Below are 25,404 nucleotides of genomic sequence, written 5' to 3'. Positions count from 1 at the left end.
CGCGGTGGTCTTAGCCCTGGTCTCGTTGGCAGCAGGCTGCGGCCTGCGCAGATAATGCTAATGGTCTGGGGGTAGGTTATAACCAGTTTTACTCGCGTCGTGGTCGGAACCCAGACTGACGCTGGAAAAGACGCTGGAAAAGACATTGCCCCGGATATGAAAAATCCTCCAGCCTTTGGGCTGGAGGTCTTTGTACCCCGTACGGGATTTGAACCCGTGTTACCGGCGTGAGAGGCCGGCGTCCTAGGCCGCTAGACGAACGGGGCTTAGAACTAGTGAGCCTGCCATTTAAAGCATTTTCACTGCTGGCCTACCAGGACTCGAACCTAGAATGGCGGTACCAGAAACCGCTGTGTTGCCAATTACACCATAGGCCATTTGCTAACTTACGCTGGAAGCTTACCGCCTTTCGGCTGTTCTCCCTTGCTCGCTGCAACGTGTAATAACTATAATGATCATCGCGTAAACTGCCAAATCGCCAGCGCACGAGGCATTTTCAGGCCAGTAGAATGGCTAATAAAAATGCGGCGAATGACAGCGCTGTAGTTCAGCTGTCATTCGCCGCATCGAAGGGCGGGATAGATATCTATCGCCGCCTTACGGGAGGCACTCCCCCTACTGTGCCGCCGGCACGTAGGGAGTCACTTCACGGGCCGCACAAAGGCGGGCCAGGGTGGACTCCTTGCCCAGCAGCTCCATGGATTCGAAGAGCGGTGGGGAAACCTGAGCGCCGGAAATAGCTACGCGCAGTGCGCCATAGGCCTTACGGGGCTTTAATTCGAGGTCTTCAATAAGAGCCTTAGATAGTGCCGCCTCGATATTCTCGGTCTTCCACTCCGCAACGCCCTCGAGGGTCTCAATGCCCACCTCGAGCGGCTGAATGGCCTCTTCCTTGAGGTTCTTCTTCGCTGCCTTCTCATCAAGCTTTAGGTCGGCATCCGGGGTCACCAAAAAGCTCATGAGGCCATACGCATCAGACAGGGTCTTGATGCGGGTTTGTACAAGGTCAGCGGCGAAGGCGAACTTCTCGCCGTCATAGTCGGCCGGGAAATCCGTGTATTCGGTTAAGTAGTTACGCAGACGGAAGGCGAATTCTTCTGGGTCCAGCTGGCGGATGTGATCAGCGTTGATGGCCTCGAGCTTCTTCTGGTCAAAGCGGGCGGGGTTACCCAGCACGTCGTGGACGTCGAAGTTTTCTACCAAGTCATCCATGCTGAAGATGTCCTGGTCCGCGGACAGCGACCAGCCCAGCAGGGACAGGTAATTGAGCATACCCTCAGGGATAATGCCGTTATCGCGGTGATTAAACAGGTTGGACTGCGGGTCGCGCTTAGACAGCTTCTTATTGCCCTCGCCCATCACGAAGGGTAGGTGGCCAAACTCTGGGGTAAACTCGGCGATGCCGATCTTCTGCAGGGCGTCGTAAAGCGCGAGCTGACGCGGAGTAGAAGAAAGCAGGTCCTCACCACGCAACACGTGGGTGATGCGCATTAGGGCGTCGTCGACCGGGTTAACCAGGGTGTAGAGGGGCGCACCATTGGAGCGAGCCACAACATAGTCCGGCTGGGTTTCAGACTTGAAGGTCATCTCACCGCGCACCAGGTCGGTCCAGGTCCAATCCTGCTCCGGCATGCGCAGGCGCCAGACCGGCTTGCGGCCCTCAGCCTCGAAAGCGTCGATCTGCTCCTGAGTGAGGTCACGGTCATAGTTGTCATAGCCCAGCTTCGGGTCACGGCCAGCAGCCTTGTGGCGCTCCTCTACCTCTTCAGCCGTGGAGTATGCCGGGTAGACAAATCCGCCGTCGATAAGCTTGTCTAGGACCTCTTTGTAGATGTCCATGCGCTGGGACTGACGGTAAGGCTCGTGCGGGCCACCGACATCGATGCCTTCATCCCAGCCCAACCCAAGCCAGGTCAGGGAATCAATGATGGCCTGGTAGGACTCTTCAGAGTCACGGGCGGCATCGGTGTCCTCGATGCGGAATACCAGCTTGCCGCCGGTATGGCGGGCGTAGGCCCAGTTGAATAGTGCGGTGCGCACCATGCCTACGTGCGGTGTGCCGGTTGGGGACGGACAGAATCTAACGCGTACTTCAGTCATGCCCACCATCGTAGTGGAGCCGCCGATTCCAGTCCGCACCAGCCCAAGCGCCCCTGAATCCTGCCCGGCGCGCAGCGGCTTGCAGTCTATTCCTACACGCAAATTGGGGTAATTGGAAACGGGTTTCACTACAAAGCTACTGGTCGGTGAAATCGGTTTCCATTACGGCTAGCAGGTTATGGGATTCATTTTCTATAGTTTCTGGTGAACTTGTGATAACTGTAGAAAGGCCTTCCCAACTGTGGCTTCCCCACGCACCCGTTTCCTTGCCACGCTGAGCACGCTAGCGCTTATCACGCCCGCCACGGCCGTCGCCGGCCCCGATGATGGCAAGCACATTGCCACCGATACCCATGTTGACTCCCCTAAGTCTTTCTGGGAGAACAACGACTTCGTGCTGAAGTCTGAATTTGGCGGCCAGGAACCACCGATCGCAGACACCGTAGCCTGGGTGGGCAGGGGCTACAGCGCTATGGACGGCCACAATCAGTACCTCTATACGCTGCCGAAAAATGGCACTCAGGACTATATTGGGGCGCCCGGCACCACGTACTACACCGCACCGCACCAAGTGTCCGGCAATACTTCACCCATCTGGTTGGGCTTTGGCGCCGATACCTCCCTGCCCACTGACAAATTCCGCGATGGCATAGCCTTCCTCGACTTGCTAAGCGTTGATGGCCCCGGCGAGGTCGAGCTTTTCACCAATAAAGATGATGAGGACGGAACCCAGCTGCACCGTATGCTCGGCTCCTTCCCTGATTCACCGCATTCGGCCTATCTCGTTGCCGGCACGCATACCCACAACTCCACGCTGTTTACCAAGCCCGGCCGTTACCGCCTGACCTACCGCACCAGTGCGCGCGGCAAAGACGGCCGGCTCATCGCCAATGAACCGCAGACCACAACGGTTCAAGTAGGCGGCCAGAAGCCCAAGAATGAGAAGACTCCAAGCCTGCAGGAACGCTTTGCCCAGTCCGCGACTGGCGACGCCGCCGCTGCCGGCTACAGCCTACGCATGGCACCTAAGCGCAATCCCGAAAAAGACGGCGATGACAAGCTCACCACTATTTCCTTCGACGCTAAAAATAAGGCGCAGGGTACCCTGACGCTGCTTATCGACGGCTACTTCCTCACCGACCTCCCCGTTAAGAATGGCCGCGCGCAGTGGGACGAGTACATGGGACCAGATCCGTCCAAGGTCCAGGCCGTATTTACCCCAGAGGGTGATGCCCCGCGCTGGATTTCTAATCCCCTTGACGTCCAGCCTGGCGCGTCCGTCCAGACAGATTCTTCTTCTGCCGCCGAGACGTGGCAGGAAGCTTCCCGCCCGCGCCAGCTTGCCCCTACCCAGGAAACCGAGCTGGAGGAGCTGGGCTATACCATCCGTATGCGCAAGCAGGGCAAGGGCGGCACCAAGATCGTGGTCGATACCGAGGATAAGAACTTCAACGGCCTGCTCACCGGCGGTCTTTATGATGCCAAGGATTCCAAATACCCCACCGTGGATCTTGAAACCCCCATTACCAACGGGCACGGCGAGGTTGCCTTTGACGAGGGCGAATACTTCACCGGCTCTTATGCAAAGGTCAATCTCTTTCCTCATTCCACCGTGAAGGCCGGGCATGCAAGCAGCGTGATTACGGAGTCCTTTGCCTTCGGCGAAAACTACGAAACCACGGGGCGGTTCTCCACTTCCAATGAGGAACCGGACACCACTCCCGGCAAGGAAGACTCGCCTTCCCAAGCGCCGAAGCCAGGCGCAAATGAAGCGGAAGCCGACACGCACCAGTGCAGCGAGAAATACCTACTGGACCGTGGGCACGTGGACATCAAGGCTCAACCTGCCGAGGGCGGCTTTAGTACCGTTCTGCGCGATGACACGGCACAGGTGGATAAGAAGTCTGTCGACCGCAAACTTGATGACGTGGTGCTCGGCGTACACGATAATGCGCTCACCCGGCGCAACGAGAAGCTTGCGGGCAAGGAGTTCGACTTCCTCGGAAAACCCGGTGAGCGCTTCTATCACCTACCGCAGACACAGAATCAACACATTATCTGGCCCGGTTATAACACTCAGGACTTGGATTATTCCGCGACCAAAGACAATGCCGTCAACCTCAACCTGAAGCCCACCTCTACCCCAGACGGGGCCGAGTGGGGCGCCTTTATCGACGCCTCCCATGGCAAGGGCTTTTCGGTCTTGGCGAACTCCGCAGCCGAGGACTACACCATCGAAACCAACTTTCCGGCCCACACCCACACGCACTGGGCCTTTTCCAAGCCCGGTGTCTATACCTTCGAGGCCACCTATACGGCCACGGGGAAGGACGGCAAGGAACTTAAGTCCGAGCCGCAAACTCTGACCTTTGCCGTGGGCGATAAAACCCTAGATTCTTGTTCCTCGCACAAGCCTAACGACTCCGAGGGCGAGACCCCCAGCGAGAGGCCGACCGAGAGGCCGGACGAGAAGCCGGACGATGCCGCTAAGCCCGAAGAGCCAACGGGATCCTCGTTGAGCCCGTGGAGCTTAGTCCTCCCAGCGGTCCTCGTGGTGGTCTTCAAGGCCTTCTATAACTTCTTCCGCGATAACGAAGACCTCATCCGCCGGCGCTTCGGCCTCAATTTCTAACCCACACCAGCCCACCTAACTAGACGGGACACCACAATGCACCAATCCCACTCTCCTGCCTCCCGGCGCGCCCCACAGTGGCGCCGGTTCATGTCGGTACTTGCTGCTGTCTTTGCCGCAGCTTTAGCCTTCTTCTCCCCCGGCGCGGCACTGGCCTTCGATGAGGTCTTTGATTCCGGGCACGTCGACGCCTTCTATGTCACGGCCCCTGATGGCACGCTGCACCTTTCCATGAAGGAAGACATCACGGGGTCTGCCGTTCCGCGCTCTGGCGATGACGTAGTGCTCAAGGTCGTCGAGGATGCCTGGTCCGATGCCACCGAGGCCGTGCCAGAAATCGGCCAGTCCACCTACTTCTTGCCGCAGACCCAAGACCAGCGCATCATCTGGCCGGGTTGGGATACTCAACCCGCCCGCGATGGCGGCTTCGAAAGCGTTGATTTGGAGTTTGCCGAGGTCTCCGGCCCGGGCACTGTGTATGTCTTTGAAACCAGCGGCTTTGGCGACGTCAAGGCTGTGACCGATTCTGGTTCCATGGAGCTCACCAGCGGTGAGGTCATCAACCAGCCCAATCCTGCCCACCGGCACGTCAATTGGGCTTTTAGTGAGGCCGGCACCTACACCATGACGGTGCGCGCCCATTCCAATGGTGAATCCAGCAATGCGGTGACCTACACCTGGGAGGTGGGCGACGGCGGCGATGCCTCCACCGCAGATCGCGCGGCTGACTCCGGCGACGCCACCACTGACCAGGAAGCTGCAAGCACAAAGCGACCTGCTGGCAAGAGCGACGCAACAGGCTCGGGCACGTCCGGCGCCGCACCAGGCGAAGAATGCACCCCGGGCATGACCCCGCAGATCAAGGACGATACGGTCTCGCCCTCCGAGTGGCGCGATGCCGATGGTGCCACCTTCTACCTCTCCGATAAATCCAGCGTGGATCTCCCCAAGAAGTAGGACCAGTGCCAGCAGGAAAGGCCTGGATGATTGGTTCTACCCAGGTCGAGGGTGTTCCGTGGTTAGGTGCGAATACCCAAAGCCCGTCGATGCGCGAGAATATCCCCGGCGATGTCACCTGGGAGCTGGTGGGCTTCAAGGGCCCCGGCCCGATGATGGTCTACTCCCAAGGCGGGCTAGGCAAGGTCGTCGGCGAGGAATGGTTCCGTGGCAACGCAGATGCAGCAGAAGGCACCCATGCCATCGCCCCGAATACTCACGTGCACCCCAACTGGGTCTTTGGCGCCCAGGGAACCTATGACGTCACCATCCGCCAAGTGGCTCAAACCGGTGAGGGAAAGCAGGTTGCCGGTGAGGCAACTCTCCATTTCGTCGTCGGCGGCGATGAACCGGCCAAGGCGTTTGATAACGGGCACTTCGACCTGGGAGCTGCCGTGAATCCAGACGGCGGCGACTGTGGGAATGGCGCGGCGGCAGGTGGGGCGTCGGCAGGTGGGGCGTCGGCAAGCGCTAGCGGCTCTACCTCACACACCGGATCCAGCAACGGTCAGTCGGCGCAGGCACAAGGCACGGGCGGTTCTTTAGCCAATACTGGGACCCCCATCGTGCCCCTCGGCATCGGGGTGTTGGGCCTTGGCATGCTCTTCCTCGGCCTGGGCATTGCGCGGCTGGCCGTAGCTAAGGCAGCGGACTAATGGGGCGTTCATGTTCCCACAATCGCCGGCACCTTACCGTAGGAGCACTTTTGGCCAGTTGCCTGCTCACCGCTAGTTGTGCGTCCTCAGCCGCACATGATGCTGGGACCGGAGAAGGATTCAGCGTGGTGGCCACCACCCCAATCCTGGCAGACCTAGCGCGCAACGTGGCAGGAGAAGATGCCCAGGTCAAAAGCCTCATCCCCAGCGGCAAGGATCCGCATACCTTCGAGCCAACGCTGCGCACGGTGCGCGATATTGCCAATGCCAACCTGGCGCTTAGCAACGGCTACCTGCTGGAACCGCAAGCTCTTATCGATACGCTGCACGAGTCCACCGACGCTCCCGTGGTGGAGGTCGCCGACGCTGCCTCCACCCGCGGTGCCACCCTGGTGCCGCTGGTAGAAGATGTATCCTTGGATGCCATTTGGCTAGGACTGCGCATCAGCGGCGCCGCGCAACACTCCTCCGGGGTAGACTTTCGCATGGTCTCAGCCGACGGGCCGGGCGACGTGGCGGCCTATGTGGTCTCCGCCTTCGGTACCCCGGAGGTCCTCTTTAACTCGGCCGATGGCGTCGATGGCAAGGAAGACGCAGTAACCCTTCCTGCCAACGCCCACACCCACGTCTCTTGGGGCTTTTCCCAACCTGGGATCTACCGCCTTGGGTTTCAGGCCGACGGCACCGAAGTCCAGCACCTCACCGTGGCCGTGGGCGTCAACCCACCTAAAGGAATGCAGGCCATTGATTCCGGGCACCTGGATATTGAGGCAAACCTGGCGCAGCACCGCATTGACCTGCGCGACCAAGACAAGCGCTTTGACCCCGCCACCACCGCGGTATCTATCCCCTCGTCAGTGCTGCAGCCCATCCCGCCGGATCCTGCCTACCGCTTCCTCGGCGCGCCGGGCTCGGATACCTACCTCTTGCCGCAGGCCGTGCTGGGCAAGCACATCCACGGCGAGGTGGATCCGCATTTATGGCACAACGTGGACAACGCTATCGCCTACGTGGATGTCATTGCGGAGGAGATGGCGCAAGCAGATCCCTCCCACGGTGCCGCCTACCGGCAGCGGGCAGCGGCCTATACCAAGCGCCTGCGGGACACGGATGACTATGTAAGCCGCGCCATTGCCTCTATCCCTGCTGAAAACCGGCATCTAGTGACCACGCACCATGGCTACGCCTACCTCGAGCAGGGCTATGACATTTCGGTGGCAGGATTCGTCACGCCCAACCCGGCCATCGAGCCTTCCCCGCGGGAGGTCATAGCGTTGCGCCGCACGCTGGAGAACCTGCATCTGCCTGCTGTTTTTGTCGAGCCCGTACAACAGGCCAGCGCCGACACCCTTACCCAGGCCGCCGCGGAACAAGGCGTGGCGCTGTGCCCCATTTATGGCGACACGCTGGACGACACCGTCGGCTCCTATATCGACCTCATGAAGTTCAACGCTGATTCACTCCAGCGTTGCCTGAACCCCAATTCCACTAATGGAGAAAACAATGCTTAAATTCGCTACCCGTACCGCTATTCGCACCGCCGCCTGCGCCCTTACTGCCGGCCTTGCTTTTTCTACGAGCCCTGCCTGGGCCGGCGACCTCGCACAAGTGGTCGGCGCCGAGGAACAGGTCGCCCCACAGGGCGAGGACAAGGTCATCGACACCGGCCACGTTGACGTTGGCGCTTTGCTCAACGGCACCGATTCCGAACTCATGGCCCGCGATGATGCCGGCGACAAGCCCGTCTGGCGCCACCTAGATGATCTTGTCTTTGCCGTGGGCGATAAGGCGCAGCAAACCCTACCGGAGACCGATGACTTTGGCTTTGTAGGCGCCGATTCCGGTGAAAAGGTCTGGGTAGTTCCCCAAACCGAGCAGGTCGGGGTTCCCTGGCTGGGTTGGAACACCCAAGCGCCTTCGCTTGTCGATGCCGCCGATCGCGGAGTCACCATGGAATTCCTCGGCCACTCCGGTCCTGGCGACTTCTCCCTTTTCCTGCAAAACGGCGGCTTTGAAGCACCACAGCTGTTGTGGTCTACCGCGCAAAAGAGCGACGAAGACTTCTGGGTGGACCTCAATACCCACACCCATGCCAATTGGACGTTTACAGAGCCAGGCACCCATCAGGTAGGTATCAGGGTCAAAGGCAAGACCAAAGATGGCGCCGATTTCAGCACCGATGGCGTGCTCACCTTTGCCGTGGGCGATGATGCCGACGTCCAAGCGGCCCAAGATACTACTTGGAATCCAGACGATGCCCAGACCACAGGCTCTTCCATCCCCACTTGGGTCTTTATCCTCGCCGGCGTGGGTGCCGTCGTACTCCTGCTGGCCCTTGGCCTAGTACTGCGCTCTTCCAAGCGGGGCGATAGCCGTGGCTAAACCGCTCATTTCCGTTGCCGACCTGGACGTATCGCTATCCCACCGGCGCGTAATCACCGGTGCGAACCTAGAGGTCCACCCGGGAGAATTCATTGGGCTCTTAGGCCCCAATGGCGCGGGCAAGACCACGCTTATGCGCGCCATTTTAGGGCTCATCCCGTCCTCCGGTACCCGAGAGATTGGGGGAATCGTAGGCTACGTGCCCCAGCGGCACGAGGTGGAATGGGGCTTTCCCATCAATGTCTACCGCACCGTGCTCAGCGGGCGCACCGGCATCATCGGCTGGCTCAAGCGGCCGCGTGCCGCGGACCACGCCGCGGCGACAGAGGCTCTTCGCTTGGTAAACATGGAGAATTTTTCCACCCGCCCCATCGAGGAGCTCTCCGGTGGTCAGCGCCAACGCGTCCTCATCGCCCGAGCGCTCGCCACGCAACCAGACGTGCTGCTGCTCGACGAGCCTTTCACCGGCCTCGACGCCCCCAATACCGAATCACTACTCGAGCTATTCGAAGAGCTCTCCCAGCGCGGCAAGGCCATCCTCATGTCCACCCACAACCTGTCTGAAGCGGCGCACTCCTGCCACCGCTTGGTCCTCTTTAACGGCACCGTGGTGGCCGATGACTCCGCTCCGCGCCTTCTTCACCAGACCGCTCCGTGGACGCAAACCTTTGGCGTACGCGCCGGTTCTCCCCTGCTTTCTGCCATTGGAGTCTCCGCATGATAGAAATTTCCTTTCTCGATTTCCTCCGCGACCTGGCTAACCCCCGCCTCGACTTTCTCGCCCGCGCGGTAGGTATTTCTGTGCTTGCGGCCATCGTCTGCGGCGTCGTCGGCTGCTACGTGGTGCTGCGCGGCATGGCCTTTATCGGCGACGCCGTCTCCCACGCGGTTTTTCCCGGTTTGGCCATAGCCTTCGCTTTGCAAGCCTCCGTGCTCGTCGGTGGCGCGGTGGCCGGAGCGGTTGTGGCGTTGCTCATCGCCGCCTTTTCGCAGCGCCGCCACGTACGGGCAGATTCCATCATCGGCATTTTCTTCGCCGCTGCCTTTGCCTTAGGCATGGTGATCATCTCGCGCACCGATGGCTATAGTGCTTCGCTGACCAGCTTTCTCTTCGGCTCGCTCACCGGCGTATCCCGCAGCGATATCATCGTCGCGGCCAGCGTGTGCGCACTGGTTATCGCCGTCGTCGTAGCTTTTGGCCCCCAGCTCAACGCCACCTGCCTGGACCGGGAAACCGCCCGCGCCATGGGTCTGCCCGTTGTTGTGCTCGACATCATGTTGTACCTGTGTGTCACCGCCGCCGTGGTCATTTCTGTGAGCACCATTGGCAATATCTTGGTCCTCGCACTTCTCATCACCCCAGCCGCGACGGCACGCCTGCTTACCACGCATCTTGCGACCATGATGTGGCTTTCCGCCCTCATCGGCGCGCTGTCCAGCTTCTTCGGCATCTACCTGGCATGGGCCATTGACCTTCCGGCCGGCGCCACCATCGTGCTCACGCTCACCGTCATTTTCTTAAGCGTTTGGGCCATCCATCCACTCCTCGGCGCCCGCAAGCACGCCGGTGCCTCGCTTTCCGACGCCCCACGTCCCGACACCCCACGAAAGGAATCCGTTACCTCATGAAACCAGTCTGCCGCACCACGGTGGCCCTAGGCGCTGCCAGTCTCATCGGCCTCGGCTCCCTTTCAGGGACGGGCGTAGCTGCCTTAGCCCCCGCCTCCGCCCACGCAGAAGAGTCCGCCGCGGCCTGCTCCGCCAGCGACTTCGATCTCATTACCAAGGGCCACCAAGACATGGCGCTTAGCGGCGATTCCGGCGACCTCAGCTTCACGGTCAAAGACGATGACAAGGGAATCAAGCATGACTCTGGAACCTTTGCTATTGAGGTATCCGATGAGTTGAAGCAGCCACTATCTGAGCTCGGCGATAGTTCCCTTCCTGAAGAAGGCTGGGTGCTGCCTCAAACCCAAAACCCCACCGCTCCCTGGCTGGGCTTTAACACCCAGGAGCTATCCCAAGACCTACTCGCTACTGATGACACCGCAACCTTGAGCATGGCGATCGCACAGGGCCCAGAAGATGGGCGCATTGTGGCCTACCAGGCGGAGCTAGGCGAACCCACGGTGCTCATGGACACTGAAGATGGATCCGCCTGGGATTACCCAGGCAATTCGCATTCCCACCCGGCATTTGCGTTTACCAAGCCCGGAACCTACGCGGTGAGCTTTACCTTTGAGCTTCCCGATGGCTCCCGCCACCACCTCCATGCCGGCTTCCTCGTAGGAAAGCAGGCTGAGGCGAAGGACCTGTGCGACGTGGACTATTCCGAAGCGGATGCGGCCACTGGTTCTGGCAACGGCGCGGATAGCCGCCCCAAGCAACTGGAAAAGGACATCAAAGATGTAGACAAATCCATCGCCGGGTTGGACAAGGAACTGGAGAAGACCCTGCAGGAAGGCCAAAAATTCCTTGACGGCGGAGCACCTGACGATGCCGAAAAGGACAAGCACTCAACGAACAAAAAGCCGGCGAATACTGAAAAGTCTGGAGCGCCACAAAAGTCCCACGCTCCGACATCAACCCGATCCACTGCCCCTGCGCAAAAGTCCAGTTCTGGTTCACAAACTACGACCCACCACTCGGCTAGCCGTGTCAACGAATCTGCCTCCACCGCAAAATCAGGCAAGAGCACGTCATCTGGCTCGCACCGCTCCGCTTCCACCAGCGGTTCTTCCCGCTCGACTGCGAAGAAGTCCGCCAGTACGAAGGGCACAAAATCCTCGTCCCGTGCGAAAGCAAAGTCCGCCGACGCCCGCAGTGCACAGCATGTTCCAGATGCAACCGGCACAGAGAATAAGGACAGCAAGAATGTGCTGACCGACGCCGCTGCCTATACCTCTACCCTCGCAAAAAGCAGCTTCTGGGCGGGGATCCTGGCCGGACTGGGCGCATTCGCCTTAGCGCTCGGCATCGGGCTGTTGGTCTATGTCCAGTTCTTCCGCAAAAAGAAGACACCGCACCAGCACCAGGCCAGTGATGCCACGGCGAACTTACCGGGCGTCGATTAGCGCAGGCCCGGCTTAAAAAGCAAAAGCCCAGAGGATCTCTCCTCTGGGCTTTAGCGGTGGCTAAGAGCTACTGCTTTTATACCCGGGTCTTGGACGACAGGAAGTCCCAGACCACGTTCGGCGTATCTGGCTGCCAGAACCAGGTGTGGTCTTGCGGAACCTTAACCAGTTGCACATTCTTTTGGCAGCCGTTAAAGCTCAAGCGTTCCGAGCCGCCTGCTTCCGGAGTGGACTGGAAGGTCATATCGCAGCGATTGCGCTTCAGGTAGCCGCCGAGCACCGTACGAACCGGGAGGTATCCAGCCTCGTGCCGGTCACCGCCCTCATAGGTCATCATCTTGTCGTTAACGCCGTGCATGATGAGGGTATTCATCGGCGCATCGGCACAGTTGACCTCAACCGGGTTGTAGAAGGCACCCGAAACCATAGCTACGGCAGCAAAGGTGTCCTGTGCGTGGCAGCCAAGCACCGAGGTAAAGCCGCCTCCATTAGACATGCCCATGGCGTATACGCGATTTCGATCAACGTGGTAGTCCTTGTCTACCGAGTCAAGAATGCGCTTGATAAAGCGGATATCCTCCCCATCGCGCGTCTTAGCATAAGGCGCCGCCTCCCAGGCGCGCTCGAATCCCTCTGGATAGACGATGATGGCCTCGTTATTGGCCTCAGTGGTCTGCATGCGTGCATAGCCGGAGTAGTTCTCCGGGGAATCTCCCCACCCACCAAAGCCGAAGAGAACGGGCGCCGCCTTTTCCGGCGAATAGTGGTTTGGAATACGCAACAAGTACCTGCGAGTCTTACCCTCGTGCTCCATCTCTAGGGACTGCATGGAACCCGGCGCAAACGGCGGGTTCGGATTGATGCTGGTATCTACCATTGCCGGCCGCGGCGCTGGCTCGGGAAGAGACGATCCCTCAGGACCAGGCGCTGCATTGTCATCGCTGCTGCCGCCTTCTACAGGTGCCGGGGTGGATTCCTTAACACCTTCTGGAACTAGGTGGGACCCATCAGGCTGCGGGGTAACCGGCTTTGCATTTTCGGGAGCAGGTGCTGGAGCTGGTGCTGGCTGTGGTGCATTTTCAGGGCCAGGGGCGGGTGCGGGAGGTGGCCCTTCTTGAGCATGGGCAGGAGCGGCGCACACAAGCGCAGCGCTAGCCAGCGCAGCAGCGAGGATCAGGTATAGGGAACGATAAAGAAACTTAGTAACATTAGCCACAAGGTTAAAATTAACCACATCCTTCACTTGATTCACTGTTTACACGCCCAGTGCACACTCAATTCTGTAAGAAAAGCCCAAGGCACTAAGCTAGATCCCCATGCACGAAGACAGACCAAGCACCGCCCCCGATTTTTTGCTTTCGCGAGCAACGGGGTCTGTCCGTACCCAAGGTGCGCGCCACACTTTTAATGACACCGACGCGGCGATTTCCGCCCTGCGCAACAAAGACGTTGACATGGTCGTCGGTGCGATTCCGTTCGACTCTGACACACCCGCCGCGCTAACGGTGCCGGAGACCATCATCCGCGAAGAGGGCCCTTTGGAGCCGCACGCCTATTACCGCAATAAGAGCCTGAACTCCCGAGTGGTCGGATTCGATCCAGAACCCGAAGAGCACCTGCGCCGAGTAGAGGCAGCCATCGGCACGATCGAGACCTCCAAACTGGACAAGGTGGTTTTGGCCCGCGCCGTAGATATCGAATTCCCTGAGGCAATTGATCCGCGCCTCGTGGCGGCGCGCCTTATCGACCTTTCCGCTAACCGCGATGGGTTCATCGCCGATCTCTCCCCCGCTGGCCGGCCGGGCGCGATGCTGGTTGGTTCTTCCCCAGAGGTTTTGGTCAAGCGTCAGGGCTCGACGGTGTCTGCTTTCCCCTTGGCCGGATCGTCACCGCGCCGCGCCACCGCGGCTGAGGATCACATCGCAGGCCAAGATCTCTTGCATTCTGCCAAGGATCTCCACGAGCATTCCTTTGTAGTGGAACACCTGCGCCGGGTGCTTAGCCCATTATGCGAGCGGCTAGATATCCCGGACGCCCCGCAACTTATTAGCACCAATGAGATGTGGCACCTAGGCACGCCAATTTCCGGAACGCTCAAGGATAAAGACTTGACTGCGCTCGAGCTTGCCTTGGCAGCGCACCCCACCCCGGCTATCTGTGGCACCCCTGCAGAGGCCGCCCAAGCTCTCATTGAGACGGCAGAAACGGACCGTGGATTCTATGCCGGAGCGGTCGGCTGGTGCGATAGCTCCGGCGACGGCGAGTACATGGTGGCCATCCGCTGCGCGGAAGTGGCCGGCGATGGACTTTCCGCGCGTGCTTGGGCCGGCGGTGGCATCGTAGGCGATTCCGATGCCCATGCCGAGCTGGAAGAAACCACGGCCAAGCTGCGCACCATATTGAAGGCGCTCAGCCTCTAGGCTGCACGCTTGGCGACGAGCACGACGTCGCTGCGGTGGTGCGCACACGCGCCTTCCCCACATCCAATGCCGAGGGCGGTGCCGGGGTTAAGTCCCGCGGCGTAATCGACAAGGGTCTCATTGGGGTTGCCCGATCACACCCGCCCAGAACTCTGGTAGTGTTCCCCCCCTTTCTTCGGAGGTGGGTACACAGGCGCGGTGCTCCTAGTGGCTTGGGTTATGCACGGTGGACGGAGTTGCGCAGGGTGCCGAGGCCTGGGATCTCGATCTCGATGGTGTCGCCTGGGACCATAGGAGCGGTGCCAGCCGGGGAGCCTGTGGTAATGACATCACCAGGCAGCAAGGTATAGGCAGCGGAGATCTCCTCCAAAATGCCGCCCATCTTCACGATCATCTGGTCCGTATTGGAATCCTGCTTTTGCTCGCGAGAACCCTCGTGCGTCAGATACGCATTAATCTTCTGATCGTCCAGATTCAAGCTATCCAGATCGGTTTCGATCCACGGGCCGAGCGGGCAGAAAGTATCAATACCCTTGGCCCGAGCCCATTGACCATCCTTAAACTGCAGGTCGCGGGAAGAAACGTCGTTGCAGATGGTGTAGCCGAGCACATGGTCTTTCCAGTTCTCGGCCTTGATATTCTTCGACGGCTTGGAAATGACCACGGCTAGCTCGCCCTCAAACTCGACGTTGGTGGCGTAGTCCGGAATCTTGATTGCAGCATCCGGGCCAATGACCGCGGTAGATGGCTTAATGAAGATGGTGGGAGGCAGGCTATCAGCAGACTTTTTGAAAACCTCAGCAACGTGGTCCGCATAGTTGCGGCCAAGCGCTACCACCTTGGTGGGAAGGGTCGGCGCCAACAGGCGAACCTCGTTAAGTTTCCACTCGCGGCCGGTCGGCTCCGGTGGGGTGAAGGGCGTGCCGGCAATTTCCTTTGCTACTAGCTCTTCCATTGGGGCGTCTTTTGGCCCATCGATAATGGCGAAACAGATTCCTTCTGGGTGTGCAATTCGTCCTAAACGCATAGCGGTAATCCTACTCAATAGCCACCTTCACATGTGTGCAAAGGATACGGTGTTAATTAGTTAATTTGAGTAAATTGCCTCTACCCTTGAATTACCATTGCTGGCCCTACTGCGGATTACGCCAGGAACGCTGGGTGCCTGGGGCGTCGGCAAGCGCCTGGCGTAAGAAGCCAGCCTCTATGCGACGAGAAGCTTGGCGATCCGGTCACCGACTTCAACGGTCTTTATTGGTTCGGCATCGCGGTGCGCAACATCCTGTGCCACCACATCCTCAATCCGCTGCGCATTAGACTCATCACCCAGGTGACGAAGAAGCATGGCGGCGGACAAGATTGCCGCCGTTGGGTCTGCAATCCCCTTACCCGCAATATCTGGCGCAGAACCATGCACCGGCTCGAACATGGAAGGATTCGTGCCAGAGGCATCGATATTTCCGGAGGCAGCAAGACCAATACCGCCAGTTACCGCGCCCGCCAAATCGGTGAGAATGTCTCCAAAAAGATTATCGGTGACAATGACGTCATAGCGCGCCGGATCGGTCACCATATAAATGGTTGCAGCATCAATATGCTGGTAATCCACCCGAACCTCGGGAAACTCGGCGGCGACTTCATCAACGGTGCGCTGCCACAACCCACCAGCATTGACCAAGACATTTGTCTTGTGCACCAAGGTCAGATGCTTACTGCGCTGCGCTGCCCGCGCAAACGCATCGCGCACTACACGCTCCACGCCGAAGCGAGTATTTTGCGATACCTCGCTGGCCACCTCGTGCTCAGTACCCTCACGCAAGGTACCGCCGTTTCCGCAGTACAAACCCTCGGTACCTTCGCGCACCACAACGAAGTCGATATCGCCCGGTTCAGCGAGCGGCGAGGAAGCGGTGGGATAGAGCCTGGAGGGGCGCAGGTTCACGTGATGATCCAGCGCAAACCGCATCTTAAGCAACAGCCCCCGCTCGAGCACGCCTGGCGGCACCTCACCTGGGGCGCCGATCGCCCCCAACAGGATCGCATCGTGTTCTCGCAGGCTCTTCAAGTCAGCGTCCGTGAGAAGCTCCCCATTGCGCAGATAACGCCGCGCACCCAGGTCATACTCAGTGGTTTCAATATCGGAGCGAACGGCGCGAAGAACCTTGAGCGCCTCGGCCGTCACTTCTGGCCCAATTCCGTCGCCGCCAATCACCGCAAGTTTCATTGTATAAGATTCCTTTCTCACAGAGTGGACATGCGATAACCCTACCAAAAAGAACCCGCGTAGCGCAGGCAGATACCTGTAACTACGCGGGATTAGATTCTTAGGCAGTCGGCCGGCCTAGGCTTCCATGTCTAGCTGCTCGCATTCGGCACCCAAGGCCGCATTAATTTCGGCGATGAGCTCCTCTGGCACCTCGGCTTCCACGCGCAGAATTAGCACCGCATCAGATTCCTGTTTACCGTGCGTAAGTGCGGCCGCGACGATATTGATTCCCGCAGCACCCAACTTGGTACCCACCGTTCCTAATGCACCTGGGGCGTCCGCGTAACGGAAAAAGAGGTTGCGGCCGGTAGCACGCATATCTACGCCGCGGCCGTTGATGCGAATGAATTTTTCGGTTCCATCGATGCCGATAAGTGCGCCAGTGAGCGAGGAAGTCTCGCCATCAGCACCAATAACCTTCACCTGCAGCGAAGAACGGTGCCCCTTAGAATCTGCAGTGGTAGTTACGTCTACCTCTACCCCACGGCTGTGTGCGATCTGCATTGCGTTAACAAAGGTCACTGGCTCCGAAGTCACGCCGCTAAACAGACCCCGGACGGCAGAAAGTCCTAGCACCTCTACATCTTCGGTAGACAACTCGCCACAGGCCTCCACCTCGACGGCAACGGGGGCCTGACCCAAAAGGCGGCCAGCAGTAAGTCCTAGCTTGCGGGCGAGGTCCAACCACCCTGCAACCTCTTCTCTCACTGGCCCGCCGGAGACGTTGACCGCATCCGGCACAAACTCTCCTTCAAGCGCCTTCAAGACAGACTCCGCTACATCGGTTCCCGCACGGTCCTGGGCCTCTACAGTGGAGGCGCCTAGGTGCGGAGATACGGTGACTTGCGGCAGCTTAAAGAGCGGAGAATCAGTGCACGGTTCCGTGGCATAGACATCAAAGCCCGCACCTCGATGATGTCCCGACTCGATAGACTCAGCCAGGGCCGCTTCATCTACCAAACCGCCTCGCGCTGCATTAATGAGAATCTGCCCTTGCTTGGCCTTTGCCAAAAGTTCCCTATCAAACATTCCGGCAGTCTCGGAAGTCTTTGGCAGGTGAATGGTCACGAAATCGGAACGCGACATCAGTTCTTCCAGCTCAACCAATTCCACGCCCAGCGCCGCCGCGCGAGCCGGGTTGGCATAGGGATCGTGCGCGATAATGGTCGTCTCAAAGGACTTCAGGCGCTGGGCAAAGAGCTGGCCAATGTGCCCAAAGCCAACAATGCCGATGGTCTTTCCGTAGACCTCCACACCCTTGAAAGAAGAGCGCTTCCACTCCCCTTTGCGCAGGGACTGGTCAGCCGCTGGTATCTGGCGCGCCGTCGCTAAGAGCAGTGCAATTGCCTGTTCACACGCAGAGTGGATATTCGATGTTGGCGCATTGACCACCATGACGCCCTTGTCTGTGGCCGCCGGAATATCGACATTGTCCAGCCCCACCCCGGCACGCCCCACAATCTTGAGCTTTGTAGCCGCTTCCAATACCTCTGCATCAACGGTTGTGGCAGAGCGCACCAGCAAAGCCTCTGCCTCCGGAACCGCGGCGAGGAGCTCGGCACGATTCGGCCCATCCACCCAACGGACCTCAACAGAATCCCCCAAGGCCGTAACTGCGGACTGGGCTAATTTATCGGCAATAAGGACTACCGGCTTCGACATATCTTCCTTCGCTTAAATGAAATGCGGTGCACGCGGGTTGCCCGCGTGTCAAGGAAGTGTAGTTCAGTCAGGAGTGCCCTGCTTGATTTTTGCCTTAAATTCTTTCACTCGACCGAATTCCGGCCCCAAAGCTACTAAGGCGCCGTCCTCAAGGCCCGCAACAGCAGCCATGCTGTGCTTATCCGCTAGCGGATCGGCAGTCGGCACGACCAAAACTCTTCCACCGTAGGCTGCCGCAGTAATAACGTTCGCGATGGGACTATCCTTAGTGGCAACGATATTTGGCGCCATCTGACCGTCCCTGCGGGACTGTGCTGGGATGGGTTGGTTCTTTTCCTCTCCGGCATCAAGTTCGCCTTCATACGGCACCCAGGCAGGACGCAGCTCCATATGGGGAGTCTTATCCAGCCGTGCAATATCCTTTACCATCTGCTCCGGCGAGGCTACCACCTTGGAACCATATTGGAATGCCGTGAACTCCCCTAGTGCCTTATGCGTTCCTGGATCCTTGATCACGCTGAATTCACCAGAGGTTTTCGTCCACGGCACGTCACCTACTACCACCAAGCGACTTACTCCCAAGTCCGTGAGCAGCTTATGGATTTCCAAACGCCTAGCATCGTCATACTGCACCGCTGGCAAATGCTGATTTACCGCCAAGGTTGCTGCACGAAGAATAGATTTATCGTCCGGGGCAAAAAGGACAAGCGAATCCGAATCTTCAAAAAATAGTCGGCTGGCTTCAATTCCAATGGGGTCATTAACAATGACCAACTTGCCGTCGAATTTCGGATCAATAAGACGGTTTTGGTTTTCCGCCTTGGCCTTGCTGAGATCGATTTCGGACTCATCCAGATCGGACAGACCACGCCTGACCAGCTTGGATTCTGTGACCGGAGTGCCACAGGCTGCTAGCGCAAGAGAAGCAACAAGCACTGTAGCGGCCAAGCGCACAGATTTAGCGATCAAAAGCTTGCGGACCTTCCTCTCCACCAAAAAGGTTTGCTTCATCCACATCGCGGATAACGGGTTTACCTAAAGCATATTCCACGATGCCCAAGAAACGGTGACGGCGGTCCGCAAGGAATTCACGCGGCTGTGATGCGCGCAGGAAATCCAGGTTCATTTCGTGGGATGCTAGCACCTCATCAAATTGCGCATCTTCCATGATGGACTTGGACTGAACGCGAGGTAGGTAGCGGTTGGGGGCGAAACCGTCGAGCACTACCTCGGTTCGCTTGCCCATCGGGGTGTAGTTCATCACCGACTCAGCCAAGACGGGATCAACTCCGTGACGCTTGCACCAATTTAGCGGGAATACAGGGAAAAAGCCTGGCTTGAGCTCTTCAAAGGTATGCCGGGTGAAGGCCTTTCCGGTGCGCCAGTCCTTCGCGCCGCGCGCCATAAGGAGGGCATAGAGTCCGTGCCATACGCCATCTTTGCCATCTACGGAAAGCAGCCGGGATTCACGGAAGGTGGCATCAGCGACGGTCTTCGGCGTCTCATCCGTTGCACCGGCTACCCATTCGGTGACCTCATCTACGTCGCGAGCTGCACGCAGCTGCACTGCAGAAGAGCCGTAGAGCTCGCCAAAGACGCCACACCAGAACCATTGGTTGATGCGGTTCCAGGACTGCTCGGTAGAAAGCGCTCCCCCGCGCTTGGCCAGGCGGGCGATAATGACTGCCAGGGGAACAATCTGCTCATTAAACGGAACCTGATCCATGCTGAGGATGCACCGCTCCGCCAAGAACTCTGATACCTCACGGAAGGTAATGCGCAGATCATTGGCTGCCGACTTGTACTCCGCCAATGACAACTTCAAAATATCCTCGCGCTGGCCACCTGCACAGCCCTTTTCACCGGAGACCAGAAGCGATACTGCAGAGAGGAACTCGGTGCGCCCAATTCCATCCAAGGCTGGGGACTTACGCAGATCCTTTTCCACTTCTTGCCAATCAGCGGCCAAGTGAAAGCTGGGATCCTCAGAGGCAAAGACGGCAGTGAGCAGATCGAACACGTCCATCTGCAAGCCGGCCGAGTTCGCTTGGGCAAAAATCGAGCCGATGCCGGCTCGCTCCGTCTCGCGGGAAAGTCGAATCATTGGCAGGTCATAACCGGACAATGGTCGAACGATGCGATTATTAAAGGCCGCCAATTCCGCGCTGTATTCCTGCTTGGTCGCCGCAAGTTCAAAAAGCATGCCGACGCCGTCTTCACTTAGCAGAGAAGCCACGGGAATGCACATATTCTCTAGCGCATCTTCGCGCGTTAGGATATCGCTCTCAATTGCCGGTGCGAAGTGCGAGCAAATCTTGCCGTTTTGATTGACCGCGAAGATGGCATCATCCGGCATAAGATTGCCGCGTACGGCTGCGCGAATATCGATAAAGAAGCGGCGGTGAATCTTCTTCTTGCGGAAGTCAGTGGTATCTACGAAGCCCTCGCCGGTGAAGCAGTGATACAGGGTAGTCAGGCGCTGCTGCCCGTCTAAAAGGAGCAAGCCGGGGTCGACGCCAGTGTCAGGTGCGCCTGCAAGGGCACGGGGACGAAAGCGCATCTTTTCGTTTCGGGTGTCAAGAGCCATGAGCGCGCCGATGGGATAGCCGCGCAGCACGGAAACAATAAGAGATCGAATACGATCTTCATCCCAGGCATAGCTGCGCTGGAAGTCAGGTAACTGGATATCCCCGCGATCAATTCGTGCAAAGAGGTCTTTGAGATCGTAGCTTGGCGTCGTAAAACCCATGGCCCTCATCCTACTCCCCGCACCGGAGTTTTACCTGACACAAATAAGGCAAAACCCACGGTAAACATGCCTGTTCACCGTGGGTGTGCGCTACAGATGCCGCCTTTTATTCCTAGGCAGTAGCATCCAGCGGATTCTTGACCCAGCTCATCAAATCGCGCAGCTTGGTGCCAGTCTTTTCAATCTCGTGCTGCGCATATTCCTCACGCAGACTCTCCAGCTCCTTGTTGCCGCCCTCAATATTGGCCAGCAGGCGCTTGGTGAAGGTGCCATCCTGGATATCGGACAAGATATCCTTCATGCGCTGCTTCGCATCGGCATCGATAACGCGAGGGCCAGAAATGTAGCCGCCAAACTCGGCGGTATCAGATACCGAGTAGTTCATGTTGGCGATGCCGCCCTCAAACATCAGGTCCACGATGAGCTTCATCTCGTGCAGCACTTCAAAGTAGGCCAATTCTGGCTCGTATCCAGCCTCCGTCAGAACCTCGAAGCCGGTGCGAATCAGGAACTCTACGCCACCGCACAGGACAGCCTGCTCGCCGAAGAGGTCAGTAACCGTCTCTGCTTCGAAGGTCGTCGGGATAACGCCGGCACGCGCACCGCCGATGGCTGCAGCATAAGACAGAGTCAGATCATGGCCTTCGCCTTTAGGATCCTGTTCGGTAGCGATGAGGCAGGGAACGCCCTTTCCATCGACGAACTGGCGGCGAACCAGATGTCCAGGGCCCGTAGGGGCAACCATGCCGACGGTGACATTGGCCTGTGGTTCAATCAGCTTAAAGTGGATATTCAAGCCGTGCCCAAACAGCAGCGCATTGCCGTCTTCCAAGTTGGGGGCAATTTCATCTTCAAAGATCTGCTTCTGAGAGGTATCTGGTGCCAGCAGCATGATTACGTCTGCCCACTTGGCAGCTTCTGCTACGGTCTTGACTTCAAAGCCGGCTTCCTCGGCCTTGGCTGCCGACTTGGAGCCTTCACGCAGACCAATAACAACCTCGACGCCGGAATCGCGCAGGTTCTGCGAGTGCGCGTGCCCCTGGGAGCCGTAGCCAATAACGGCTACCTTGCGGCCTTGAATGATAGACAGATCCGCATCATCGTCGTAGAAGGTTTCAATAGCCATGTTGTAGTCCTCAATTCTGTAGTGATTGTAAGTTTAATGAATCAACGTCCCACCTAGCACTATACCACTACATGAGACGGAGTGACCATATAGTGAGATTTAATTTCGCGGGGGCGCCATCGCCTTGGGTCCACGCCCCAAGGCCACGTCACCAGACTGCACCAGCTCGAGCACACCGAATGGCTCCAGGACTTCGAGAAGCGCCGCCAGCTTTCCTGGGGTACCGGTAGCCTCCACCACCACTGATTCTTGCGCCACGTCTACCACGCGGGCACGGAAGATATTAACGGCATCGACCACCTGCGGCCGGTTGGCATTATTCGCAGCCACCTTGACCAGCATCAGGGCTCGCGCCACGGTCGAGTCCGCTTCGAGCTCCACCACCTTGATGACCGGCACAATCTTGTTGAGCTGCTTGGTCACCTGTTCCATAATCCTTTCGGAAGCATCGACCACGATGGTTAGTCGGTTAATCCCTGGATTTTCCGTTTGCGCAGAAACCAGCGAAATGATGCTGTACCCACGCCGGGAAAACATGCCGGTCACGCGCGACAAGATTCCCTCTACGTCTTCTACTAGGACCGACAGGGTATGCCGGGAAACGTCACTGGGGGCCATGCCTATCCCTCCTGGATAGTCTCGTCGATATCGACAGGAGCTTCTGCCGCCGATTCATTTTCATCAAACAGCGGGCGCAAGCCGCGGGCATATTGAATTTCTTCGTTAGACGCCCCACCGCCAATCATTGGCCAGACTTGAGCGTCCTCACCAACGACGAAGTCAATGACCACGGGGCGGTCATTGATTGCGCGGGCCCGTTCTATGGCCGGCACCACTTCTTCCTCACAGGTGACGCGGATAGCCTCGCATCCCAGCGCCTCTGCTAGGCGTACGAAGTCCGGGGTATAGACATCTCGTTCTCGCAGCTTGGTATTGGAGTAGTTCTCATTAAAGAACAGTGTCTGCCACTGACGGACCATGCCGAGGTTGCCGTTATTAATGACGGCAACCTTAAACGGAAAGCCCTCCAATGCCGCGGTGGTGAGCTCCTGGTTGGTCATTTGGAAGCAACCGTCACCGTCAATCGCCCACACCTCCTTATCCGGGCATGCTGCCTTGGCACCAAGGGCCGCCGGGACGGCATAGCCCATAGTTCCGGCACCACCGGAGTTGATCCAGGAGCGTGGGTGTTCAAAGTCAATGAACTGTGCCGACCACATCTGGTGCTGACCCACACCGGCACAGTAGATAGCCTCAGGACCTACGGTTTCACTGAGCTTTTCCAACACAAATTGGGGATTGAGCTGCCCATCCGGAGTGGGATCATAGCCACGGGGGAACCGTTCCTTGAGCCCATCGAGGTAATCCCGCCATGGGCCTAATTCCGGAGATTTCACCGCGGAGTTCTTGCGGTACTCCTTTAAGAGACCTGCCAACACGTTGCGCGCATCGCCCACGATTGGCACAGCAACGTCGCGGATTTTCCCAATTTCAGCCGGGTCAATATCAGCATGAATTACCTGGGCCTCAGGGGCAAAGGTGGAGGTATCGCCGGTTACTCGATCATCGAATCGCGCGCCGATAGTAATCAACAGGTCAGCTCGCTGCATGGCCGCAACTGCAGGGACGGTGCCATGCATGCCCGGCATTCCCATGTGCAGCGGATGAGACTCTGGAAAAGCGCCTAAGGCCATGAGCGTAGTCACGACAGGGATTCCGGAAAATTCCGCAAACTCGCGCAGCTCCTTGGCCGCCTCGGCCTTGATGACACCGCCACCGGCATAAATGACCGGCTTTTCTGCCTGCGAAATGAGCTCAACCGCTTGCGCGATCTGGCGATGGTGCGGCTTGGCCGTCGGTTTATATCCAGGCAGATCAAACGTAGCCGGGAAGGAATAGTCCAATTCACCGTTTTGCACGTCCTTTGGGATGTCCACCAAGACCGGCCCCGGACGGCCCGTAGCAGCCAGATGGAATGCGGCTGCAATGGCAGCTGGAATCTGGCTCGGTTCCGTCACGATGTAATTGTGCTTGGTAATCGGCATCGTCACGCCGCGGATATCGGCCTCTTGGAAGGCATCGGTTCCCAAGAGGTTGCTGCCCACCTGGCCGGTGATGGCGACGATGGGAACGGAGTCCAGGTTGGCGTCGGCAAGCGCTGTCACCAAGTTGGTCGCACCCGGTCCGGAGGTGGCAATACATACGCCTACCTTGCCGGAAGCTTGGGCGTAGCCTTCGGCTGCATGGCCGGCACCCTGTTCATGGCGGGTGAGCACATGGCGCAGCTTGGTCGAGGTGTGCAAGGCATCGTAGAGAGGAAGCACGGCACCGCCAGGAATACCGAAGACGAGATCGGTTCCCAAGTCTTCGAGAGTGCGGACAATGGCGTGGGCACCACTCATCCGCTCCGGAGCGTGGGCGCGTGAGGCTGCAGCCACCGAAGCGGGCGTGGGCGAAGTTGTCGTAACCACGGTTAATGTGCTCCTTGGAATGGTCTATTACAGGTCCTGATCATCATCGGTACCGGCCCCAGATATGAACAAAGCCCCCGCGGGCTTGTCTGTCTGCGGGGGCGAAAAGCGTCGACGTCATGAGGCGCCGCGGTCACCACCGCGTTGGTACTACCTGAAGTCGAATAATGATCATGGACATGACTATACCTTGATAGGTATTACCCTCGTGGACATTACCCCCTTTTGGGATCGCATTCCCACCTGGTGGGACACGCCTGAAAATAGGTTCGCCCTTGCCCGCCTTAGTGAATTAGGCTTGCACACTATGACTCCACCACCTAAGGACAACAAACCTCGTCAGTCCACCACCCAGGCAGAGGTTTTCAAGCCATCCCGCGACCACATCTTGGGCATCCTCATCCTGTCCGCCATTGCTCTGCTAAGCATCGGATGGGCCCCCAAATACCTCGCCTGGCTGTTCATTATCCCCATCCTCGGATTGTGGTGGGTCATAAAATCCCGCACCAAAGTCTCCGAATCTGGAATCGCTATCTCTTACGCATTCCGGAAAAATATCCAGATCGCATGGGACGATTTTGCCGGAATCGGCTTCCAACGCGCCCGCGCCTTCGCCCGCACCAAGGCCGGCGCGGAGCACAGCCTGCCCGGCGTGACCTTTAACTCGCTCCCGCGACTTTCGGAGGCCTCCCGCGGCCGCATCCCTGACGCCCTTACCCAGGGCCGTGAAGCGGCAGATGACAAGGTGGTCATTGTCCACCGTGACGGCCAACAAGTCCTCCTCAGCAAAGAAGAGTATGCGGACTACCTCGAGCGCCACCCCGAGCTCAAGCCTTCGGCCGAAAACTAAATACGCCGCCTACACTCTCC

20 protein-coding genes and 2 tRNA genes are annotated in these 25,404 nt (G+C 58.5%); 10 read left to right on the top strand and 12 right to left on the bottom strand.

Annotated features, from left to right (window positions below):
• Nucleotides 1–193 precede the first annotated feature (193 nt).
• From ACKFRX_RS06065 to gltX, 3 genes are all read right to left on the bottom strand, one after another.
• Nucleotides 194–266: transfer RNA gene (locus tag ACKFRX_RS06065), tRNA-Glu, on the bottom strand.
• 39 nt (nt 267–305) lie between these two features.
• A tRNA-Gln gene (locus tag ACKFRX_RS06060) sits at nt 306–377 on the bottom strand.
• Nucleotides 378–615: 238 nt separating this feature from the next.
• A complete protein-coding gene (gene gltX, locus ACKFRX_RS06055; RefSeq protein WP_408928271.1) occupies nt 616–2,109 on the bottom strand; it encodes a glutamate--tRNA ligase in 1,494 nt (497 codons plus the stop codon).
• 232 nt (nt 2,110–2,341) lie between these two features.
• Between gltX and ACKFRX_RS06050 the strand changes: the two genes are divergently transcribed.
• From ACKFRX_RS06050 to ACKFRX_RS06015, 8 genes are all read left to right on the top strand, one after another.
• Nucleotides 2,342–4,732, top strand: coding sequence for a choice-of-anchor M domain-containing protein (locus tag ACKFRX_RS06050; protein ID WP_408924571.1), 2,391 nt, complete (start codon nt 2,342–2,344; stop codon nt 4,730–4,732).
• A 90-nt stretch (nt 4,733–4,822) separates the two neighbouring features.
• The gene (locus tag ACKFRX_RS06045; protein WP_408927503.1) at nt 4,823–5,689 is read left to right on the top strand and encodes a choice-of-anchor M domain-containing protein; all 867 of its coding nucleotides are present in this window, start codon (nt 4,823–4,825) and stop codon (nt 5,687–5,689) included.
• A 5-nt stretch (nt 5,690–5,694) separates the two neighbouring features.
• Nucleotides 5,695–6,384, top strand: coding sequence for a choice-of-anchor M domain-containing protein (locus tag ACKFRX_RS06040; protein WP_408918917.1), 690 nt, complete (start codon nt 5,695–5,697; stop codon nt 6,382–6,384).
• A complete protein-coding gene (locus ACKFRX_RS06035) occupies nt 6,384–7,895 on the top strand; it encodes an anchored repeat ABC transporter, substrate-binding protein (RefSeq protein ID WP_005327744.1) in 1,512 nt (503 codons plus the stop codon). Before ACKFRX_RS06040 ends, ACKFRX_RS06035 begins: the two co-directional genes overlap by 1 nt.
• Entirely contained in the window at nt 7,888–8,766 is an 879-nt protein-coding gene (locus tag ACKFRX_RS06030; protein WP_005327743.1) for a choice-of-anchor M domain-containing protein, read from the top strand. Before ACKFRX_RS06035 ends, ACKFRX_RS06030 begins: the two co-directional genes overlap by 8 nt.
• Complete coding sequence (locus ACKFRX_RS06025) at nt 8,753–9,487, top strand: anchored repeat-type ABC transporter ATP-binding subunit (RefSeq protein ID WP_370633408.1); 735 nt, start codon at nt 8,753–8,755, stop codon at nt 9,485–9,487. Before ACKFRX_RS06030 ends, ACKFRX_RS06025 begins: the two co-directional genes overlap by 14 nt.
• Nucleotides 9,484–10,395: an anchored repeat-type ABC transporter permease subunit gene (locus ACKFRX_RS06020; RefSeq protein ID WP_408928258.1), complete on the top strand. Its 912-nt coding sequence runs from the start codon at nt 9,484–9,486 to the stop codon at nt 10,393–10,395. Before ACKFRX_RS06025 ends, ACKFRX_RS06020 begins: the two co-directional genes overlap by 4 nt.
• Nucleotides 10,392–11,840 carry a choice-of-anchor M domain-containing protein gene (locus ACKFRX_RS06015; protein WP_408918918.1) on the top strand — a complete coding sequence of 483 codons (1,449 nt, stop codon included), beginning with the start codon at nt 10,392–10,394 and terminating at the stop codon, nt 11,838–11,840. The genes ACKFRX_RS06020 and ACKFRX_RS06015 overlap by 4 nt, the downstream gene beginning before the upstream one ends.
• Nucleotides 11,841–11,916: 76 nt before the next feature.
• Here the strand turns inward: ACKFRX_RS06015 and ACKFRX_RS06010 are convergent, their stop codons facing one another.
• Nucleotides 11,917–13,056, bottom strand: a complete 1,140-nt coding sequence (locus ACKFRX_RS06010; RefSeq protein ID WP_408918919.1) for an alpha/beta hydrolase family esterase — start codon at nt 13,054–13,056, stop codon at nt 11,917–11,919.
• A gap of 100 nt (nt 13,057–13,156) precedes the next feature.
• On the opposite strand from ACKFRX_RS06010, the gene ACKFRX_RS06005 reads away from it, so the two are divergent.
• A complete protein-coding gene (locus ACKFRX_RS06005) occupies nt 13,157–14,260 on the top strand; it encodes an isochorismate synthase MenF (protein ID WP_408918920.1) in 1,104 nt (367 codons plus the stop codon).
• Between the two features lie 217 nt (nt 14,261–14,477).
• Here ACKFRX_RS06005 and ACKFRX_RS06000 read toward each other — a convergent pair whose 3' ends face one another.
• From ACKFRX_RS06000 to ACKFRX_RS05965, 8 genes are all read right to left on the bottom strand, one after another.
• Nucleotides 14,478–15,287: a fumarylacetoacetate hydrolase family protein gene (locus ACKFRX_RS06000; protein ID WP_005323319.1), complete on the bottom strand. Its 810-nt coding sequence runs from the start codon at nt 15,285–15,287 to the stop codon at nt 14,478–14,480.
• A gap of 177 nt (nt 15,288–15,464) precedes the next feature.
• Nucleotides 15,465–16,484, bottom strand: coding sequence for a 3-isopropylmalate dehydrogenase (locus tag ACKFRX_RS05995; protein ID WP_408918921.1), 1,020 nt, complete (start codon nt 16,482–16,484; stop codon nt 15,465–15,467).
• A gap of 117 nt (nt 16,485–16,601) precedes the next feature.
• Complete coding sequence (gene serA, locus ACKFRX_RS05990) at nt 16,602–18,188, bottom strand: phosphoglycerate dehydrogenase (RefSeq protein ID WP_408918922.1); 1,587 nt, start codon at nt 18,186–18,188, stop codon at nt 16,602–16,604.
• Between the two features lie 63 nt (nt 18,189–18,251).
• The gene (locus ACKFRX_RS05985) at nt 18,252–19,157 is read right to left on the bottom strand and encodes a hypothetical protein (protein WP_239454589.1); all 906 of its coding nucleotides are present in this window, start codon (nt 19,155–19,157) and stop codon (nt 18,252–18,254) included.
• The gene (locus tag ACKFRX_RS05980) at nt 19,147–20,937 is read right to left on the bottom strand and encodes a DUF262 domain-containing protein (protein WP_408918923.1); all 1,791 of its coding nucleotides are present in this window, start codon (nt 20,935–20,937) and stop codon (nt 19,147–19,149) included. Before ACKFRX_RS05980 ends, ACKFRX_RS05985 begins: the two co-directional genes overlap by 11 nt.
• Nucleotides 20,938–21,049: 112 nt before the next feature.
• Nucleotides 21,050–22,063: a ketol-acid reductoisomerase gene (gene ilvC, locus ACKFRX_RS05975; RefSeq protein ID WP_408918924.1), complete on the bottom strand. Its 1,014-nt coding sequence runs from the start codon at nt 22,061–22,063 to the stop codon at nt 21,050–21,052.
• A gap of 99 nt (nt 22,064–22,162) precedes the next feature.
• The gene (gene ilvN, locus ACKFRX_RS05970; RefSeq protein ID WP_200435214.1) at nt 22,163–22,681 is read right to left on the bottom strand and encodes an acetolactate synthase small subunit; all 519 of its coding nucleotides are present in this window, start codon (nt 22,679–22,681) and stop codon (nt 22,163–22,165) included.
• Between the two features lie 2 nt (nt 22,682–22,683).
• A complete protein-coding gene (locus ACKFRX_RS05965) occupies nt 22,684–24,534 on the bottom strand; it encodes an acetolactate synthase large subunit (protein ID WP_408918926.1) in 1,851 nt (616 codons plus the stop codon).
• 307 nt (nt 24,535–24,841) lie between these two features.
• On the opposite strand from ACKFRX_RS05965, the gene ACKFRX_RS05960 reads away from it, so the two are divergent.
• Nucleotides 24,842–25,384 carry a PH domain-containing protein gene (locus tag ACKFRX_RS05960; protein WP_150850269.1) on the top strand — a complete coding sequence of 181 codons (543 nt, stop codon included), beginning with the start codon at nt 24,842–24,844 and terminating at the stop codon, nt 25,382–25,384.
• Nucleotides 25,385–25,404 lie beyond the last annotated feature (20 nt).

Source organism: Corynebacterium tuberculostearicum, assembly GCF_046097465.1.
GTDB lineage: Bacteria > Actinomycetota > Actinomycetes > Mycobacteriales > Mycobacteriaceae > Corynebacterium > Corynebacterium tuberculostearicum_I.
Note: the sequence above shows the minus strand (reverse complement) of the source record. Positions and strands in the feature narration are given on the sequence as shown.

Excerpts from the sequence above, each read along its gene's own strand:
- gltX (WP_408928271.1), bottom strand. The coding sequence starts at position 2,109 with ATGGTGGGCATGACTGAAGTACGCGTTAGATTCTGTCCGTCCCCAACC.
- ACKFRX_RS06045 (WP_408927503.1), top strand. The coding sequence starts at position 4,823 with ATGTCGGTACTTGCTGCTGTCTTTGCCGCAGCTTTAGCCTTCTTCTCC.
- ACKFRX_RS06035 (WP_005327744.1), top strand. The coding sequence starts at position 6,384 with ATGGGGCGTTCATGTTCCCACAATCGCCGGCACCTTACCGTAGGAGCA.
- ACKFRX_RS06030 (WP_005327743.1), top strand. The coding sequence starts at position 7,888 with ATGCTTAAATTCGCTACCCGTACCGCTATTCGCACCGCCGCCTGCGCC.
- ACKFRX_RS06020 (WP_408928258.1), top strand. The coding sequence starts at position 9,484 with ATGATAGAAATTTCCTTTCTCGATTTCCTCCGCGACCTGGCTAACCCC.
- ACKFRX_RS06015 (WP_408918918.1), top strand. The coding sequence starts at position 10,392 with ATGAAACCAGTCTGCCGCACCACGGTGGCCCTAGGCGCTGCCAGTCTC.
- ACKFRX_RS06005 (WP_408918920.1), top strand. The coding sequence starts at position 13,157 with ATGCACGAAGACAGACCAAGCACCGCCCCCGATTTTTTGCTTTCGCGA.
- ACKFRX_RS06000 (WP_005323319.1), bottom strand. The coding sequence starts at position 15,287 with ATGCGTTTAGGACGAATTGCACACCCAGAAGGAATCTGTTTCGCCATT.
- ACKFRX_RS05995 (WP_408918921.1), bottom strand. The coding sequence starts at position 16,484 with ATGAAACTTGCGGTGATTGGCGGCGACGGAATTGGGCCAGAAGTGACG.
- serA (WP_408918922.1), bottom strand. The coding sequence starts at position 18,188 with ATGTCGAAGCCGGTAGTCCTTATTGCCGATAAATTAGCCCAGTCCGCA.
- ACKFRX_RS05980 (WP_408918923.1), bottom strand. The coding sequence starts at position 20,937 with ATGGGTTTTACGACGCCAAGCTACGATCTCAAAGACCTCTTTGCACGA.
- ilvC (WP_408918924.1), bottom strand. The coding sequence starts at position 22,063 with ATGGCTATTGAAACCTTCTACGACGATGATGCGGATCTGTCTATCATT.
- ilvN (WP_200435214.1), bottom strand. The coding sequence starts at position 22,681 with ATGGCCCCCAGTGACGTTTCCCGGCATACCCTGTCGGTCCTAGTAGAA.
- ACKFRX_RS05960 (WP_150850269.1), top strand. The coding sequence starts at position 24,842 with ATGACTCCACCACCTAAGGACAACAAACCTCGTCAGTCCACCACCCAG.